Below are 16,639 nucleotides of genomic sequence, written 5' to 3'. Positions count from 1 at the left end.
AGTTGGGGTTTCGCCACATGAAGTCGCGCCTGCTCGCCACGCTTTTCGCCGGAGTTTTCCTTATGGGGGCCGCGCCCGCCGACAACGATCCCTACGCTTGGATGGAGGAGATCGAGGGTACGCGCGCCCTGGAATGGGCCAAGGCCGAGAACGCCCGGTCGCTGCCCAAGCTGCAGAACGATCCACGCTACGCCGGCCTCTACGCGGACGCCCTGAAGATCGCGACGGCCAAGGATCGTATTCCGAGCGTCCATTTCGGAGCGGAAGGCGAGCTCTGGGACTTCTGGCAGGACGCCGACCATGTCCGTGGAATCTGGCGGCGGACCAGCATCGACAGCTATGGGTCAGGCAAGCCGGAGTGGCGGACCATCCTCGACCTCGACGCGCTGGCGAGGGCCGAGAACGCCAACTGGGTCTGGCATAGCGCCACCTGCCTGCCGCCCGAGGAGCGGCTCTGCCTCGTCGAGCTGTCGAACGGGGGCAAGGACGCGGCCGTCGTGCGGGAGTTCGACTCCGTCGCCGGCAAGTTCGTCGAGGGCGGCTTCCACCTCCCCGAGGCGAAAGCCAACTACGCCTGGATCGACCGGGACACCCTGGTCGTGGCCACGGAGTGGACGCCCGGCGACCTCACCGCCTCGAGCTATCCGTACATTCTCAAGACCCTGAAGCGTGGTCAGCAACTTGGCCAGGCGCAGGAGGTCTTCCGCGGTCAGAAGGCGGACGTCTCGGTCTCGCCGATCGTCCTGCGCGAAGCGGACGGCCGGGTGGCCGCGGTACTGGCGGCCCGCGGCCTCGATTTCTTCAACAGCGAGTATCACCTGCTCACGCCTCAGGGGGCCGTGAAGCTGGACCTGCCGACCAAGTCGACCATCCAGGGCTATGTGGCCGGGCGCCTCATCGTCAGCCTCGAGCAGGACTGGCCCGCCGGCGGCTTCAAGGAGGGAGACCTCGTCGACTTCGACCTCGCGGCGGTGAAGGCCAAGCCTACGGCGCTCGCCGGTTCGCTGGTCCTCCGGCCCACGCAGAGCCAGGCCGTCGAGCAGGTGGCGACGACGAAGAATCGCTTGGTGGTCGCGCTTTATGACAACGTGAAGGGCCAGGTGCTGAGCTTCGCGCGCAAGGGCGACGGCTGGACGTCGACCAAGCTCGACCTGCCGAAGGATTCCAGCATCGGCGTCAGCTCGGCGTCGGACCGTGACGACCGGCTGATCCTGAACGTCACCAGCTTCCTGACGCCTTCCAGCCAATGGCTCGCCGACGCCGCGACGGGCGCGCCGGAGCGCCTCGCCGTCATGCCCGAGCGCTTCGACGCCTCCGGCATGAAGGTGGACCAGTTCTGGGCGACCTCGAAGGACGGAACCAAGGTTCCGTATTTCGTGGTCTCGAAGAAGGACCTGAAGCTCGACGGTTCGAACCCGACGCTGCTCTACGCCTACGGCGGCTTCCAGGTGAGCCAGACGCCGGCCTACGCCCAGACGGTCGGCAAGCTGTGGCTGGAGAAGGGCGGCGTCTACGTGATCGCCAACATCCGCGGCGGCGGCGAGTTCGGCCCGCGCTGGCACAACGCCGGGCTAAAGCTGAACCGCATGCGGGTCTATGACGACTTCTTCGCCGTCTCCGAGGACCTGATCCGCCGCAAGATCACCACCCCGCGCCGTCTCGGCATCATGGGCGGCTCCAACGGGGGCCTTCTGATGGGCGTGGCCCTGACGAAGCGGCCCGACCTCTACAACGCCGTCGTCATCCAGGTGCCGCTGTTCGACATGATCGGCTACACGCACATCGGCGCCGGCGCGTCGTGGGTCGGCGAGTATGGCGATCCGGCGATCCCGGCCGAGCGGACGATGCTGGAGAGCTATTCGCCGTATCAGAACCTGAAGCCCGGCCAGAAGTACCCGCTGGTGTTCCTCGAGACCTCCACCAAGGACGACCGCGTGCACCCGGCTCACGCTCGCAAGGCGGCCGCGCGGCTCAAGGAGTACGGCTACGACTACCTGTATTACGAGAACATCGACGGCGGTCACGCGGCCGCCGCCAATCTCAACGAGCGGGCCCTGCGCCAGGCGCTGGAATACACCTACCTGATGCAGCGGCTGATGGACTGATGCCCGAGATCAGCGCCGGAGTGCTCGCGTGGCGCGCCGGCGCTGAGGGGCCTGAGTTCCTGCTGGTCCACCCTGGCGGCCCCTTCTGGGCGAACAAGGACGAGGCCGCCTGGTCGATCCCCAAGGGTCTGGTAGAGCCCGAGGAGGACGGCTGGACCGCCGCCCGCCGCGAGTTCGAGGAGGAGCTGGGCGCGCCGATGGTCGGGCAGGCGGTCGAACTGCCCGCCGTGAAGACGCCCGGCGGGAAGGTGATCCACGCCTGGCTCGTCGAAGCCGAGATCGACGTTTCGGGGATCCGCAGCAACACCTTCGAGATGGAGTGGCCGCCCAGGTCCGGCCGCCGCGCCAGCTTCCCGGAAGTGGACCGGGCAGGGTGGTTCGACGCCGAGACCGCGCGTTGGAAGCTGCACAAGGGCCAGCGGCCCGTTCTCGAGGCTGCGCTGCGCATCATCCTGGGAAAGTTGGAGGCCTGACCGGGAATCGAACCCGGGTGCACGGATTTGCAGTCCGCTGCGTCACCACTCCGCCATCAGGCCGCCGGCGGGGCAGTTGGGCCCCGTGTGGAGGGCGCGAGGGCTACCAGAACGCTTTGTCGGGGGCAACGGCCGTGAGGCGCCGCAATTGCGTTTCGTAAGGGTCGGCCTATAAGCCGCGGCTCTGAGCTCACCTTCTCGCGTACCCGAGGGATTCTATGGCCGACTTCGCCGCCGCCCGCCTGAACATGGTGGAAAGCCAGGTGCGGACCCAGGACGTCACCGATGTCCGTCTGCACGACGCGATGCGTGAGCTGCCCCGCGAGCGGTTCGTCCCCGAAGGCAAGGCCTATCTGGCCTATGCCGACGTCGAGGTGGAGTACGCCCCGGGCCGCTGGCTGCTGAAGCCGCGCGACGTGGCCAAGCTGCTGCAAGCGGCGCGCGCCATGCCGGGCGAGCGGGCCCTCGCGATCGCCGCGCCGTACGCAGCGGCGGTCCTGGAGGCTCTCGACGTTACGGTCACGCGTCTGGACGAGGACCTCAAGCAGGCGCCCGGCGGCGAGTTCGATCTGATCATCTGCGAGGGCGCGGTGTCGCGTGCGCCGGATGCGTGGGTGACCGCGCTCGCCCTCGGGGGCCGTCTGGCCGTGATCGAGCGGGACGGGCCGGTGGGCAAAGCCGTGCTCTACCTCCGCGCCGAGGACGGTGTCGGCCGCCGCGAGCTGTTCGACGCCACGCCGCCGGTGCTGGCCGGCTTCGAGGCCGAGCGCGGCTTCGCCTTCTGACGAGGCCTTGAAACGGCCCTGAAACCGGAGCGAAACGGTAGGGGTGAAAAAAGCTTAAGGTGACGCAGCTTGGCCCTGGCGGCACACCACCGCATATAAGGCGCGACGTCTCTCGCACGATCGGGGATAACGAATGTCGATGACTGCCCGTGGCCGGCTTCTGGCCGCGATCTTCAGCGCAACCCTGGGCGGGGCGCTGGTCGCGGGGCCGGCGGCCGCCGAAACCCTCGCCGACGCCATTGCGCTGGCCTATCAGAACAACCCGACGATCCTGGCGCAGCGGGCGACCCAGCGCGCGCTTGACGAGAACTACGTTCAGGCCCGGAGCGGTTGGCGTCCGACGCTGTCGCTGAGCGGCTCGGCCACCTGGCAGGAGAACCGCACGCCGCTGGCGGCGATCCAGCGCGACGTGCTCGGGCGTCCGGTGGAACCCACGATCGTGAACGGCAACGGCGCCGGCGCGGGCCTGACCTTCTCGCAACCGCTGTGGACTGGCGGCCGCGTCGCCGCCCAGGTCTCGGCCGCGCAGGCCGACATCCTGGCGGGTCGCGAGAACCTGCGGCGCCTGGAGGCCCAGATCCTCGGACAGGTCGTGCAGTCCTACGCCGATGTGCGTCGCGACCAGGCGGCGCTCGCGATCCGTGAGGAGAACGTCAAGGTCCTGACCCGGCAGCTCGAGGAATCCCAGGCCCGCTTCGACGTGGGCGAGGTGACCCGTACCGACGTGGCGCAGTCGCAGGCCCGTCTGGCCCAGGCCCGGGCGCTGTTCCAGCAGTCGCAGGCCCAGCTCGCCATCAGCCGGGCGACCTACGCCCAGGTCGTCGGCCAGAACCCCGGCGACCTCGCCCCCGAGCCGTCGCTGGCCTACATGATGCCGGCCGATCCGGATCAGGCGTTCGCGATCGCCGACCAGAACAATCCGCAGCTCCGGGCCCAGCAGTTCACCGAGCAGGCCAGCCGAGCCCGTGTCGCCGGCGCCCGTGCCGAGCGTCTGCCGAACGTCTCGGCCCAGAGCTCGCTGCGCTTCAACAGCGCGCGGGACGAACCCTATGAGCGCGATCTCTACGACCGGGAGTTCACGGCGACGGTCAACGTAACCGTTCCGCTGTTCTCCGGCGGCCTGGTCAGCTCCCGTATCCGCCAGGCGGTGGAGCGCAACAACACCGACCGGCTGACGACCGAGATCGTCCGCCGCAGCGTGCTGCAGAGCATCACCGGCGCCTGGAGCCAGCTCATCGCCGCGCGCGCCAACATCGCGTCCAGCGAAGAGCAGGTGAGGGCGGCGCGCATCGCCGCCGAAGGCACGCGCCAGGAGCAGCAGGTCGGCCTGCGCACCACCATCGACGTCCTGAACGCCGAGCAGGAGCTCCGTCAGGCCGAACTCAATCAGGTGACGGCCCGTCGCGACGAATACGTGGCCGCCGCCACCGTCCTGACCCAGATGGGACGCCTGGAAGCGAAGAACCTGACCCCATCCGTGCCGCAGTACGATCCGACCCGTAACTTCCGGAAGCTGCGGATGACCTGGGGCTGGGTGCCGTGGGAAGAGCCGATCGGCATCGTGGATCACTTCCTCACGCCGTGGCCGGCTCCGACCCCCGACGCCAAGCCGGCCGAGGCGCCGATCTCCCCCGGCCTGCAGCCGCCGCCGGCCGTTCCGGTCCAGGGCGCGCCGCGGTAGCTCGCCAAAGGCCTGCGGCTCGCCCGCCAGGGGAAGCGCAGGCCTCTCCGCGAGCGGAAATTGCAGGATCGCCGAGGTGCGCTTAGGCTGCGCTTCGAAGATTCCTCTTTGGCGGCAGGTCCATGTCCGAGCAGACGTCCCAGGAACCCACGATGGAGGAGATCCTCGCCTCCATCCGGCGGATCATCTCCGAGGACGAGGCGCCGGCCGAAGGCGCTGCGCCCGCCGCCGAGGCTCCGCCGGCGCCCGCGCCGGCTCCTGAACCCGAGCCCGTCCAAGCCGAGGCTCCGCCGCCTCCGGCTCCCGAGCCCGCGGCGCAGGCGGTGGAGGCCGACGACGACGATGCGCTCGAGCTGACCCAGAAGGTGGAAAGCGTCGGCGATCTCGACGTCTTCACTCCGCCTGAAGCGCCGGAACCGCCGCCGGTCGCCGCGGTCGCGGCCGCGGCCCCGGTCGCCAGTCTCGTGAGCGAACGCGCCGCTACCGCCGCCGCCTCCGCGTTCGGACAGCTCTCGGCCGCCATCGCCATGCCGCGCGAAGGCCGCACCCTCGAGGACGTGGTGCGCGAGTTGCTCACGCCGCTGCTGCAGCAGTGGCTGGACGAGAACCTGCCCCGCATCGTCCAGGAGTCGGTGGAGGCCGAGGTCTCCCGCATCGCTCGCGGCCGAGTAGGCTAGCGGTCATAGCGCGGGCCCGGCCTGCGCCAGCCGCTTCGCGTTCGGTCTCAACCCCTGTAAGACGCCGGCGGCGCGCCCATATCGGGCGCGCTTTGCCGCTTATCGCCATGCTTGAAAAAACCTTCGATCCCAAGACCGTCGAACCGCGCCTCTACGAGGCCTGGGAGAACTCGGGCGCGTTCGCGCCGATCGATGACCCGATCGCCGAGCCGTTCTCCATCGTGATCCCGCCGCCGAACGTGACAGGCTCCCTGCACATCGGGCACGCGCTGAACAATACGCTGCAGGACGTGCTGATCCGCTTCGAGCGGATGCGCGGCAAGGCGGCGCTGTGGCTGCCCGGCACCGATCACGCCGGCATCGCCACCCAGATGGTCGTGGAGCGCCAGCTCGCCCAGCAGGGCAACGCCGGCCGGCGCGAGCTCGGCCGAGAGGCCTTCGTCGAGAAGGTGTGGGAATGGAAGGCGGAATCGGGCGGCACGATCGTCCACCAGCTCCGTAGGCTGGGCGCGAGCTGCGACTGGAGCCGCGAGCGCTTCACTCTGGACGAGGGCCTGAGCGCCGCTGTCCGCAAGGTGTTCGTCACGCTCTACAGGCAGAAGCTCATCTACCGCGACAAGCGGCTGGTGAATTGGGATCCGCATTTCCAGACCGCGATCTCCGACCTTGAGGTCGAGCAGCGCGAGGTGGACGGCCATTACTGGCACTTCGCCTATCCGCTGGAGGACGGCTCCGGCGAGATCGTCGTCGCAACCACCCGTCCGGAGACGATGCTGGGCGACACCGCCGTCGCGGTGCACCCCAGCGATGAGCGCTACACCCACCTGATCGGCAAGGCCGTGCGCCTGCCGATCGTCAACCGCCCGATCCCGATCATCGCGGACGAGTACCCGGACCCTGAGAAGGGCTCGGGCGCGGTGAAGATCACGCCGGCGCACGACTTCAACGACTTCGCCGTCGGCAAGCGCCACAACCTGCCGATGATCAACATCTTCGACGACTTCGCGCGGCTGAACGACAACGTCCCGCCGGAGTACCGCGGCCTCGACCGCTTCAAGGCCCGCGAGAAGGTGGTCGCCGAGTTCGAGGCCCTGGGCCTGCTGCGCGGCATCGAGAAGACGCGTCACGTCGTCCCGCACGGCGACCGTTCAGGGGTCGTCGTCGAGCCCTACCTGACCGACCAGTGGTACGTCGCCGCCGATGTGCTGGCCAAACCCGCCATCAAGGCGGTGGAGGAGGGCGACACCGTCTTCGTGCCGAAGGTCTGGGAGAAGACCTACTTCGAGTGGATGCGGAACATCCAGCCCTGGTGCGTCTCGCGCCAGCTCTGGTGGGGCCACCGCATCCCCGCGTGGTACGGGCCGGACGGCAAGTGCTTCGTCGCCGAGACCGCGGACGAGGCGCAGCGGGAGGCCCGAGAGGTCTATGGCCGCGACGTCGACCTGAAGCAGGACGAGGACGTCCTCGACACCTGGTTCTCGTCGGGCCTGTGGCCGTTCTCGACCCTCGGCTGGCCCGAGAAGACCCGCGACCTGGAGCGGTTCTATCCGACCCACACGCTGATCACCGGCTTCGACATCATCTTCTTCTGGGTCGCCCGGATGATGATGCAGGGCATCCACTTCACGGGTGAGGTCCCGTTCAAGCGGGTGTTCATCAACGCCCTGGTGCGCGACGCCAGCGGGGCCAAGATGTCGAAGTCCAAGGGGAACGTCATGGACCCCCTGGAGCTGGTCGACGACTTCGGCGCCGACGCCCTGCGCTTCACCCTGACCGCCATGTCGGGCCAGGCGCGCGACATCAAGCTGGCGCGCCAGCGCATTGAAGGGTATAGGAATTTCGGCACCAAGCTGTGGAACGCGACGCGCTTCTGCCAGATGAACGGGTGCGCCCGGGCCGAAGGGTTCGACCCCGCCCACGTGAAGGCGCCGCTGAATCGCTGGATCGTCGGCGAGACGGTTCGTACGGCCCGGGCCGTGACGGCGGCCCTGGCAGACTGCGGTTTCGACGAGACGGCGAACGCGCTCTACCGCTTCATCTGGAACCGCTTCTGCGACTGGTACGTGGAGCTCGCCAAGCCGCTGCTGAACGGCGACGACGCCGCGGCCAAGGCGGAAACCCAGGCGACGGCCGCGTGGGTCCTGGACGTGATCCTGACCCTGCTGCACCCGGTCATGCCGTTCATCACCGAGGAGCTGTGGGGCCAGACGGCCGACCTCGGGGCGGCGCGCGCACACGAGGGCTTCCTGATGACCGCTCGCTGGCCCGAGCTGCCCGACAGCCTCATCGATCCGGCGGCCGACGCCGAGATCGGCCTGATCATCGAGACCATCTCCGAGGGCCGGTCCGTCCGCTCCGAGCTGAATGTGCCGCCCTCGGCCCGGCCGCCGCTGCTGGTGGTCGAGACGACCGAAGCTCAGCGCAAGGTGCTCGAAAGTTCGGCGCCCCTGGTCGCGCAGCTGCTGCGCGTCTCCGAGGTCCGATTCGTCGATGCGGCTCCCGAGGGGGCCATCCCTTACGTGGTCGAGGGCGCGACCCTGGCCCTGCCCGTGGCCGAGTTCATCGACCTCGCGGCCGAGCGCGCGCGCCTGTCCAAGGAGGTCGCCAACCTCGCCGCCGAAATCGACAAGACCTCGAAGAAGCTGAGCAATCCGGACTTCGTGGCCCGAGCGCCGGAGGAGGTCGTCGAGGAGAACCGCGAGCGGCTCGCCGACGCCGAGGCGGCCAAGGCCAAGCTCGAGGGAGCGCTCGCGCGACTGACTTCGGTCGCGTAACAGCGTCGCCGGTTTGCCTCCGGCGCTGGGTTATGGTTGTTCACCTGGCATGACGCATGGGCAGCCATGACCCGTGCGCGCCAGGAGAAACGCCGTATGTCCGACCCCGTGCTGCCCGCCGGTTGGCCCGCCATGTCGATCCAGCAAGCCCACGCCCTGCTGACCCAGCCGGGCACGCCGCTGGAAGTGGAAGAGATCGACATCCGCGGCGTCCGCACCAAGGTGTGGAAGAACCTGCCGCCGTCGCTGCGGGCGGTGGTGGAGGCGAGCCGGGCGCACGGCGAAAAGATCTTCCTCGTGTACGAGGACGAGCGGGTCAGCTTCGAGGCGTTCTACCGCGCGGTTTCCGTCTTCGCCCGCGAGCTGCAGGGCCAGGGCGTGAAGAAGGGCGACCGAGTCGCCATCATCATGCGCAACCTGCCCGAATGGGTGATGGCCTTCTACGCAGCGGCCTCGATCGGCGCGATCGTCACCCCGCTGAACGCCTGGTGGACGGGCCCCGAGCTGGAGTACGGCCTCACAGATTCCGGCACCAAGGCCGCGGTCATGGACGCCGAGCGCTACGAGCGGATGAAGGAGCATTTCGCCAATTGTCCCGAGCTCGTGCGCGTCTACGTCAGTCGACTGGGCGACGAAGAGGTGGCGCATCCCTACGTCACGCCGCTGGAGAGCGTGCTCGGCGGCGCCAACGACTGGGCGAAGCTGCCTGACCAGGCGCTGCCGGACGTCGGCGTGGGCCCGGAGGACGACGCGACCATCTTCTACACGTCGGGCACCACCGGGCGTCCGAAGGGCGCTCTCGCGACCCAGCGTGGCGTCAACACCAACATCATGACGGCCGCGGCCGCCTCGGCCCGGCAGTTCCTGCGTCGCGGCGAGGCGCCGCCTGCGCCCGACCCCGACGCGCCGCAGCGCTCGGCCCTGATCTCGGTGCCGTTCTTCCACGTCACCGGCTGTTTCGCCGTGCTGAACCCGACGCTGTTCGCCGGCGGCAAGCTGGTGATGATGTACAAGTGGGACGTGATCCGCGCCTTCGAGCTGATCGAGCGTGAGAAGATCATGCTGGCGGGCGGCGTGCCGACCATCGCCTGGCAGCTCATCGAGCACCCCGCGCGCAAGGACTTCGATCTCTCTTCGCTGGAGAGCGTCTCCTACGGCGGCGCGCCGTCGGCTCCCGAGCTGGTCCGGCGCCTGCGCGAGACGTTCCCGAAGTCCCAGCCCGGCCAGGGCTGGGGCATGACGGAGACCTGCGCCACGGTTACGTCGAACGGCGCCGAGGACTACGTCAACCGCCCGGACAGCTGTGGCCCCGCCGCCGCCGTCGCCGAGATCCAGATCCGCGACCCGAACGACGGCAAGACCGTGCTGGCGCCGGGCGAGGTCGGCGAGCTGTGGTCGTTCGGCCCGATGAACTGCAAGCTCTACTGGAACAAGCCCGAGGCGACGGCGACCACCTTCGTCGATGGCTGGGTGCGGACGGGCGACCTGGCGCGCATCGATGAAGAGGGCTTCTGCTTCATCATCGACCGCGCGAAGGACATGCTGATCCGCGGCGGCGAGAACATCTACTGCGTCGAGGTGGAGAACGTCCTCTACGACCACCCCGCGATTATGGACGCGGCCGTGGTTGGCGTGCCGCACCGGACGCTGGGCGAGGAGCCGGCCGCCGTGGTGACGCTCAAGCCGGGCGCCGAAGCCAGCGAGGACGAGCTCCGGGCCCACGTCGCCGAGCGCCTGGCCGCCTTCAAGGTGCCGGTGGCGATCAAGTTCTGGCGCGAGACCCTGCCGCGCAATCCCAACGGCAAGATCCTCAAGAACGAGCTCAAGAAGCTTTTCGAGGGCGAGGCGGCCGCCTGAAGAAGCGGGCCGACGTCCTGCTGGTCGAGCGCGGGGCCTTCGAGAGCCGCGCAAAGGCCCGAGCCGCGATCGAGGCCGGCGGCGTCACCGCCGACGGCCGGCCGGTGGCCAAGGCGTCCGAACTGCTGGACGAAGGTGCGGAGCTCGTCGCCAAGGCGGCGCATCCCTGGGTCGGCCGGGGCGCGCTGAAGCTGGTGCATGCGCTGGATTTGTGGCCCGTGGCGGTCGAAGGCCGGATCGTCTTGGACGTCGGCGCGTCCACGGGCGGCTTCACCGAGGTCTGCGTGACCCGCGGCGCGCTGCGGGTCTATGCCGTGGACGTCGGCCACGGGCAGCTTCATCCCAGGCTGAGGGACGAAGCACGGGTCGTGAGTCTCGAAGGCGTGGACGCGCGGGACCTTACGGCGGTCCTGATCCCGGAGCCGCCGGACCTGATCGTCACCGATGTAAGCTTCATCGGCCTGGCGAAGGCTTTGCCGGCGGCGTTGGCGCTGGCGGCTGAGGGCGCAGATCTCGTTGCGCTCGTGAAGCCGCAGTTCGAGGTTGGGCCCGAACGGGTGGGGAAGGGCGGTCTCGTCACCGACGCCGCCGCGCGGGAAGCGGCGCTGGACGGCGTGAAAGGGTTCCTGACGGCCAGCGGCTGGCGGGTTCAGGCGAGCGCCGACAGCCCCATTGCCGGCGGCGACGGCAACCGCGAATTCCTGCTCTGGGCAAAAAAATAGGCCGCCCGCGGGTGGCGGGCGGCCCGAAGGACAGATGCTGGGACGAAATCAGTCGACGACGGCGTAGCGGCCGGAGCTGTCGCGGCAGACGCGCACGAAGCGGGTCTGGGTGCGGCCGTCGGGCATGTAGATCGGGCTCTCCGCCAGGGTGCAGCCGTCCGCGTCCGGCGAGTTGCCCGACAGCCGGTAGCGTTCGCCGCGGCGGCCGTAGGCATAGTCGTCCCGGTACGAGGCGTAGTCGTCGCGGTCGTAGTAGCCGCCGCGCGGGCCGTAGTAGCTGGACTCGATCGGCGGCGGCGGGGGCGGCGGGGCGGTGTACTGCCCGGAGGTGCAGGCGGCGCTGGAGTTGCCGACGCCGGCGCCCACGGCTGCGCCCAGGGCGCCGCCCAGCAGCGAACCTTCCGTGCGCACGCCCCGGGCGGCGGCGTTCGAGCCGATCACCGCGCCGATGGTGCCGCCGATCAGCGCGCCCACCGTGCCGCGGCTCGTCTTCTCGCGCTTGCAGGCGTCGTAGCTGTACCCGCCCGAGCCCATGCCGTAGTAGCCGTAGGGCTGGGCCTGGGCCGCACCCGCGCCCAGGGCCATCAGGCCGGCGACCGCGGCCAGGCCAGCCCTGATGGTGACACGCTTGGACATTCCGGAAATCCCTCTCTCGAATCTTGCGCAGGCCTCTTGGCCATGTCGGAACCGAAGCTGGGCTACGCAAGCTGAACGGATGTTGAGAATGTCGTTCATGTTCGTTCATTGGGACTTAACCGTGGCGCCCGCCAAGGCCTGCGCATGAAGCCCCGTCCACGCCGACCCAATCCCAGGCCGCCGCCGGGCCCGCCGGTCGAGCTCGAGATCCAGGCCGTCGGCGGCGAGGGCGACGGGCTTGCGGAAGGCCCGGTGTTCGTGCCGTTCGTCCTCCCGGGCGAGCGCGTGCGCGTCCAGGGCAGCGGCGAGCGGCGCGAGCTGCTGGAGGTGCTCCGGCCCAGCGCCGAGCGCGTGGAGCCGCCATGCCCGCACTTCTTCGCCTGCGGCGGCTGCGCCCTGCAACACTGGGCGCATGCGCCGTACCTGGCCTGGAAGGTCGAGCGCCTGCGCACGACCCTGGCGCGCCAGCATATCGACACCGAGTTCCTGCCGCCCTACGCCACCGAGCCTGGCACGCGCCGACGGGTCACGCTGCATGCGCGCCGCGGAAGCCGCGAGGCCGCCCGCCTGGGCTACAAGGCCCGGAAATCGTGGGACCTGGTGGACATCGCCGTCTGCCCGATCTCCGCCCCTGCGATCCAGGCGGCGATCCCGGCGCTGAAGCGCCTCGCCGCGCCGCTGTTCGAGCACCCGAAGTCGGCGCCCTCCCTGCACGTGACGCTCACCGACACCGGTCTCGATATCGACATCACCGGCGTCGAGGCGAAGAGCGGCGGCCTGTCGGCGGACGCCCGCATGCAGGTCGCCGAGCGCGCGGCCGAGGCGGACTTCGCGCGCGTCACCCTGGCGGGGGAGGTCGCCTACCAGGCCCGCAGTGCGCTGGTGCGCCTCGGGCCCGCCACCGTCGCCCTGCCGCCGGGCGCCTTCTTGCAGGCCACCCGCGGGGCCGAGGCGGCCATGACCGAGTTCGTCGCCAAGTCGGCGGCGGGCGCGACGCGCATCGCCGACCTCTACTGCGGCGTGGGCACCTTCACCTTCCGCCTCGCCGAGATCGCGCCGGTCCATGCCGCCGACTTCGCGCCCGAGGCGGTGGCCGCGCTGGGCGCGGTGCTGGCCAGCCTGCCGGGGCTGCATGCCGTGACGCCGGAAGCCCGGGACCTGGTGCGACGCCCGATGCTGGCGGAGGAGCTCAAGAAGACCGACGTCGTCGTGTTCGACCCGCCGCGCGCGGGCGCGGCCGAGCAGACGGCGCAACTCGCCCGGTCCGCCGTCCCGCGGGTGATCGGCGTCTCCTGCAATCCCGCGACCTTCGCCCGGGATGCACGAACCCTCATCGATGCGGGCTTCCGGCTGGAGGCCGTGATGCCCGTGGATCAGTTCCTCTGGTCCCCGCACATAGAATTGGTGGGGGTGTTCCAGCGCTGAGCGGGACCCATATTCAAGCGCATGGTTCCTCTCTCGGTCCTCGACCTGTCCCCGATCCTGGAAGGCTCCGACGCCGCCCAGTCCTTCCGCAACAGCCTCGACCTGGCGCAGCACGCCGAGCGGCTGGGCTACCGGCGGTTCTGGCTCGCCGAGCACCACAACATGCCGGGCGTCGCGTCGGCGGCGACGGCGGTCGTCATCGGGTACGTGGCGGGCGGAACCAGCACCATCCGCGTCGGCGCCGGCGGCATCATGCTGCCCAACCATGCACCTCTGGTGATCGCCGAGCAGTTCGGCACGCTGGCCAGCCTATACCCAGGCCGCATCGATCTGGGCGTCGGTCGCGCCCCCGGCACCGACCAGATGACCGCCCGGGCGTTGCGCCGCACGCTGGTGGGCGACGTCGACCGTTTCCCGCAGGACGTCGTCGAGCTGATGGCCTACTTCCAGCCGGCCCAGCCGAACCAGCTCGTCCGCGCCGTGCCCGGCGCAGGCCTCGACGTGCCGGTCTGGATGCTGGGCTCCAGCACCTTCGGCGCCCAACTCGCCGCGCTCCTGGGGATGCCCTACGCCTTCGCGTCCCACTTCGCTCCGGCGCAGATGGAGGAGGCGATCCATATCTACCGCACCAGCTTCAAGCCTTCGGCCCAGCTCGCCGAGCCCCACCTGATGCTGGCCCTCAACGTGGTGGCCGCCGAGACGGACACCGAGGCCCGGCGGCTGTTCACGTCCCTGCAGCAGGCCTTCCTGAACCTCAGGACCGGCAGGCCGTCACCGCTGCCGCCGCCTGTCGACGACATGGACCAGCGCCTCGCCGCCGTCGGGATCTCGCCCGCCGAGCAGGGCGCGCTCGCCAAGGCGGTCGTGGGCGGACCCGAGACGGTGCGGAACGGGTTGCGCACGTTCGTCGAGACCTACCGACCGGACGAAGTGATCGTGACCGCCCAGATCTACGACCACCAGGCCCGCCTGCGCTCGTTCGAGATCACGGCGGAGGCGGCGAAGAGCCTGGCGGCGGAGCCCGCCTAGGCGCGGGCGGTCACCTTCCAGCAGGCGGCGACGTAGCGGGCGGCGCCGTCCACGATGAAAGGCGCGTAGGCGGCCTCCACGGCGTCCGTCACACGGGTCCGCGTCGCCTCGTCCGCCAGCCGCAGGGCCGCGCCGACCGGTCCCATGCGCTGGAGATACCGGCGCAGATCCTCGACCGCCACCACGGCCGCCGCATCCAGCGGCCGAACCTCCACGTCGCGCCATCCCGCGGCGCGAAGGATGCCTGCGGTGCGCTCGCCGTCGGCGAAGCCGAACTGACCCGGCGCGTTCGGTTCGGGCGTCGGAAGCGCGGACAGGAACGGGGCGGCGGCGCGCCAGGCGGCGGTCATGAAGGGATTGTCGGCCGGACTGCGCCAGGCGACGAAGGCGAGCGTTGCGTCCCTGCGGGCCGCCCGCCGGATGTTGGCGAAGGCGGCTTCCGGGTCCTCGAAGAACATGACGCCGAAGCGGGAGATCACGGCGTCGAAGCCCTCCGCCTCGAAGGGATAGGTCTGGGCGTCGGCCTCTACGAAGGCGGCGTTGCCGACGCCCTCGGCCTCGGCTCGCGCGCGGGCGGCGGTCACCAGCGGGCCCGAGATGTCGACGCCCAGCGCCCGGCCGTTCGGCCCCAGGCGCCCGGCCATGGCCAGCGTGGTCGCGCCCGCGCCGCAGCCGATATCGAGGACCTGTCCGCCCGGGCCCGGAAAGGCTTCGTCGGTCAGCACGTCGACGAACGGCGCCAGCATGCGGTCGAGCACCGCCTGGAGCTCGACCCACGCGGGCCCGCTGGCCTCGTTCCACTGGGCGGCTTGGTCGCGATTGGGCTGGATGGTCTCGGACATCTTGGGTTCCTCGCATTGCATGGCGCAGGCGTTCCAGGCAGTGTGCAAGTTCAAGTGCACTTGAGGTCAAGCGGTGAGTGAGCTCGACATCAGCGTCGTGGCGAAGCGGTCCGGCGTGCCGGCCTCGACCCTGCGCTTCTACGAGGAGAAGGGGCTCATCGCCTCTGTCGGGCGTCGAGGGCTGAAGCGCCTGTTCGAGCCCCAGGTTCTGGAGCGGCTGGCGCTGATCGCGCTGGGCCGCGCGGCCGGCTTCTCGCTCGACGAGATCGCCGAGATGTTCGCGCCCGACGGCGCGCCGCGGATCGAACGGCGGCGCCTGCTCGCCAAGGCCGACGACCTGGACGGAACCATCCGCCGCCTCAGCGCCATGCGTGACGGCCTCCGCCACGCGGCCGCCTGTCCGGCGTCGAGCCCTATGGAATGCCCGCACTTCCTCCGCATCGTTCGCCTGGCGGGGCAAGGGCGGCTGGAGCCGTCGCGGCGGCGCTTCGTCGCCGAGGCGGTCTAAGCGCCGAAGAGGTCGATCTGATCGCCGGGCTTGGGCGGCGCGCGGAACAGCGAGGTGTCGAGGTCGCCCCATCGGCCGTGCAGGCCGTAACGCTTCTTGGCGGCTTCGAAACGCTTGGCCATGAGCTCGGCTATAGGCCCTTCGCCCTTCATGCGGCTGCCCCACTGCGAGTCATAGTCCTTGCCGTCGCGCATCTGCCGGACGAGCGACATCACCCGCCGGGCGCGATCCGGATGGTCGCTCTCGAGCCACTCGCGGAACAGGTCCTTGATCTCGAGGGGCAGGCGCAGCGCGACATAGGCGGCGCCCGTCGCACCGGCCCCGGCGGCGCGTTCCAGGACAGCCTCCATCTCGTGGTCGTTGAGGCCGGGGATGCAGGGGGCGAACAGCACTGTGACCGGCACGCCCGCGTCCGACAGCCGCCTGACCGCGTCCAGCCGCTTCTCGGGCGTCGCGCATCGGGGCTCCATGGAACGGGCGAGTTTGCGGTCCAGGCTGGTGATCGACAGCGCCGCCCTCACCAAGTTGAGGCTGGCCGCTTTGGCCAGAAGGTCGACATCGCGGACGATCAGCGCGGACTTCGTGATCACCGAGAACGGATGGCGGAAGCGCACCAGGACTTCCATCACCGATCGGGTGACCTGCAGCAGGCGTTCCTGGGGCTGGTAGGGATCGGTGTTCCCGCCGATGTGGATCAGCTCGGGGCGGTACTTCGGCTTCGAGAGCTCGCGCTCGAGAAGACGGGCCGCCTCAGGCTTGAAGAAGAGCTTGGACTCGAAGTCGAGGCCCGGCGAGAGGCCCATGTAGGCGTGGGCGGGGCGGGCATAGCAGTAGATGCAGCCATGCTCGCAGCCCCGGTAGGGATTGATCGAGGCCGAGAAGCCCACGTCGGGGCTGTCGTTGTGGGTGATGATGACCTTGGCCTTCTCGGGCGTGACGGTCGTCTTCAGCGGCGCGCAGGCCTCGTCGTCGGAGGTCCAGCCGTCGTCGAACGCCTCGCGGAGCTGGGACTCGTAGCGCCCGGTGGCGTTGGACCGCGCGCCACGGCCGCGGATCTGCTGGGTGAAGGTCGACACGGAACGAATGTATCCGCGCGCTTAGAACATAACAAGAACTGAGTTGACG

14 protein-coding genes and 1 tRNA gene are annotated in these 16,639 nt (G+C 69.7%); 11 read left to right on the top strand and 4 right to left on the bottom strand.

Features of this window, described 5'->3' with window-relative positions; genetic code table 11:
* The first annotated feature begins 17 nt into the window (after positions 1-17).
* Both ACO2Q0_RS01110 and ACO2Q0_RS01105 read left to right on the top strand, forming a co-directional pair.
* A complete protein-coding gene (locus ACO2Q0_RS01110) occupies positions 18-2,105 on the top strand; it encodes a prolyl oligopeptidase family serine peptidase (RefSeq protein ID WP_423349630.1) in 2,088 nt (695 codons plus the stop codon).
* Entirely contained in the window at positions 2,105-2,578 is a 474-nt protein-coding gene (locus ACO2Q0_RS01105; protein WP_423349629.1) for an NUDIX domain-containing protein, read from the top strand. Before ACO2Q0_RS01110 ends, ACO2Q0_RS01105 begins: the two co-directional genes overlap by 1 nt.
* Here the strand turns inward: ACO2Q0_RS01105 and ACO2Q0_RS01100 are convergent.
* Positions 2,568-2,641 (bottom strand) — tRNA-Cys (locus ACO2Q0_RS01100). The two genes, ACO2Q0_RS01105 and ACO2Q0_RS01100, sit on opposite strands and share 11 nt — an antisense overlap.
* Before the next feature lie 155 nt (positions 2,642-2,796).
* Between ACO2Q0_RS01100 and ACO2Q0_RS01095 the strand changes: the two genes are divergently transcribed.
* The 6 genes from ACO2Q0_RS01095 (at position 2,797) to ACO2Q0_RS01070 (ending at position 11,074) form a co-directional block, all read left to right on the top strand.
* Positions 2,797-3,363: a protein-L-isoaspartate O-methyltransferase family protein gene (locus ACO2Q0_RS01095; protein WP_423349628.1), complete on the top strand. Its 567-nt coding sequence runs from the start codon at positions 2,797-2,799 to the stop codon at positions 3,361-3,363.
* A gap of 133 nt (positions 3,364-3,496) precedes the next feature.
* Positions 3,497-5,044 (top strand): TolC family outer membrane protein, encoded by a 1,548-nt coding sequence (locus tag ACO2Q0_RS01090; protein WP_423349627.1) that lies wholly within the window; start codon positions 3,497-3,499, stop codon positions 5,042-5,044.
* A gap of 122 nt (positions 5,045-5,166) precedes the next feature.
* On the top strand, positions 5,167-5,721 hold the full coding sequence (locus ACO2Q0_RS01085; RefSeq protein ID WP_423349626.1) for a DUF2497 domain-containing protein: 555 nt from the start codon (positions 5,167-5,169) through the stop codon (positions 5,719-5,721).
* A gap of 107 nt (positions 5,722-5,828) precedes the next feature.
* Complete coding sequence (locus tag ACO2Q0_RS01080) at positions 5,829-8,495, top strand: valine--tRNA ligase (RefSeq protein ID WP_423349625.1); 2,667 nt, start codon at positions 5,829-5,831, stop codon at positions 8,493-8,495.
* 96 nt (positions 8,496-8,591) lie between these two features.
* Complete coding sequence (locus tag ACO2Q0_RS01075; RefSeq protein WP_423349624.1) at positions 8,592-10,352, top strand: class I adenylate-forming enzyme family protein; 1,761 nt, start codon at positions 8,592-8,594, stop codon at positions 10,350-10,352.
* The gene (locus tag ACO2Q0_RS01070; protein ID WP_423350506.1) at positions 10,349-11,074 is read left to right on the top strand and encodes a TlyA family RNA methyltransferase; all 726 of its coding nucleotides are present in this window, start codon (positions 10,349-10,351) and stop codon (positions 11,072-11,074) included. The genes ACO2Q0_RS01075 and ACO2Q0_RS01070 overlap by 4 nt, the downstream gene beginning before the upstream one ends.
* A gap of 48 nt (positions 11,075-11,122) precedes the next feature.
* Here ACO2Q0_RS01070 and ACO2Q0_RS01065 read toward each other — a convergent pair whose 3' ends face one another.
* Positions 11,123-11,710, bottom strand: a complete 588-nt coding sequence (locus tag ACO2Q0_RS01065; protein WP_423349623.1) for a hypothetical protein — start codon at positions 11,708-11,710, stop codon at positions 11,123-11,125.
* 144 nt (positions 11,711-11,854) lie between these two features.
* On the opposite strand from ACO2Q0_RS01065, the gene ACO2Q0_RS01060 reads away from it, so the two are divergent.
* Together ACO2Q0_RS01060 and ACO2Q0_RS01055 are read left to right on the top strand one after the other, a co-directional pair.
* Positions 11,855-13,135: a class I SAM-dependent RNA methyltransferase gene (locus tag ACO2Q0_RS01060; RefSeq protein ID WP_423349622.1), complete on the top strand. Its 1,281-nt coding sequence runs from the start codon at positions 11,855-11,857 to the stop codon at positions 13,133-13,135.
* A gap of 21 nt (positions 13,136-13,156) precedes the next feature.
* Complete coding sequence (locus ACO2Q0_RS01055) at positions 13,157-14,164, top strand: LLM class flavin-dependent oxidoreductase (protein WP_423349621.1); 1,008 nt, start codon at positions 13,157-13,159, stop codon at positions 14,162-14,164.
* Here ACO2Q0_RS01055 and ACO2Q0_RS01050 read toward each other — a convergent pair.
* A complete protein-coding gene (locus tag ACO2Q0_RS01050; protein ID WP_423349620.1) occupies positions 14,161-15,006 on the bottom strand; it encodes a class I SAM-dependent methyltransferase in 846 nt (281 codons plus the stop codon). The two genes, ACO2Q0_RS01055 and ACO2Q0_RS01050, sit on opposite strands and share 4 nt — an antisense overlap.
* Before the next feature lie 73 nt (positions 15,007-15,079).
* Between ACO2Q0_RS01050 and ACO2Q0_RS01045 the strand changes: the two genes are divergently transcribed.
* On the top strand, positions 15,080-15,514 hold the full coding sequence (locus ACO2Q0_RS01045; RefSeq protein ID WP_423349619.1) for a helix-turn-helix domain-containing protein: 435 nt from the start codon (positions 15,080-15,082) through the stop codon (positions 15,512-15,514).
* Here the strand turns inward: ACO2Q0_RS01045 and ACO2Q0_RS01040 are convergent.
* Positions 15,511-16,590 (bottom strand): PA0069 family radical SAM protein, encoded by a 1,080-nt coding sequence (locus tag ACO2Q0_RS01040; protein WP_423349618.1) that lies wholly within the window; start codon positions 16,588-16,590, stop codon positions 15,511-15,513. The genes ACO2Q0_RS01045 and ACO2Q0_RS01040 overlap by 4 nt on opposite strands.
* Between the last annotated feature and the right edge of the window lie 49 nt (positions 16,591-16,639).

Source organism: Phenylobacterium sp. VNQ135 (assembly GCF_049445735.1).
GTDB lineage: Bacteria > Pseudomonadota > Alphaproteobacteria > Caulobacterales > Caulobacteraceae > Phenylobacterium.
This window is presented reverse-complemented; position numbering and strand designations above follow the sequence as displayed.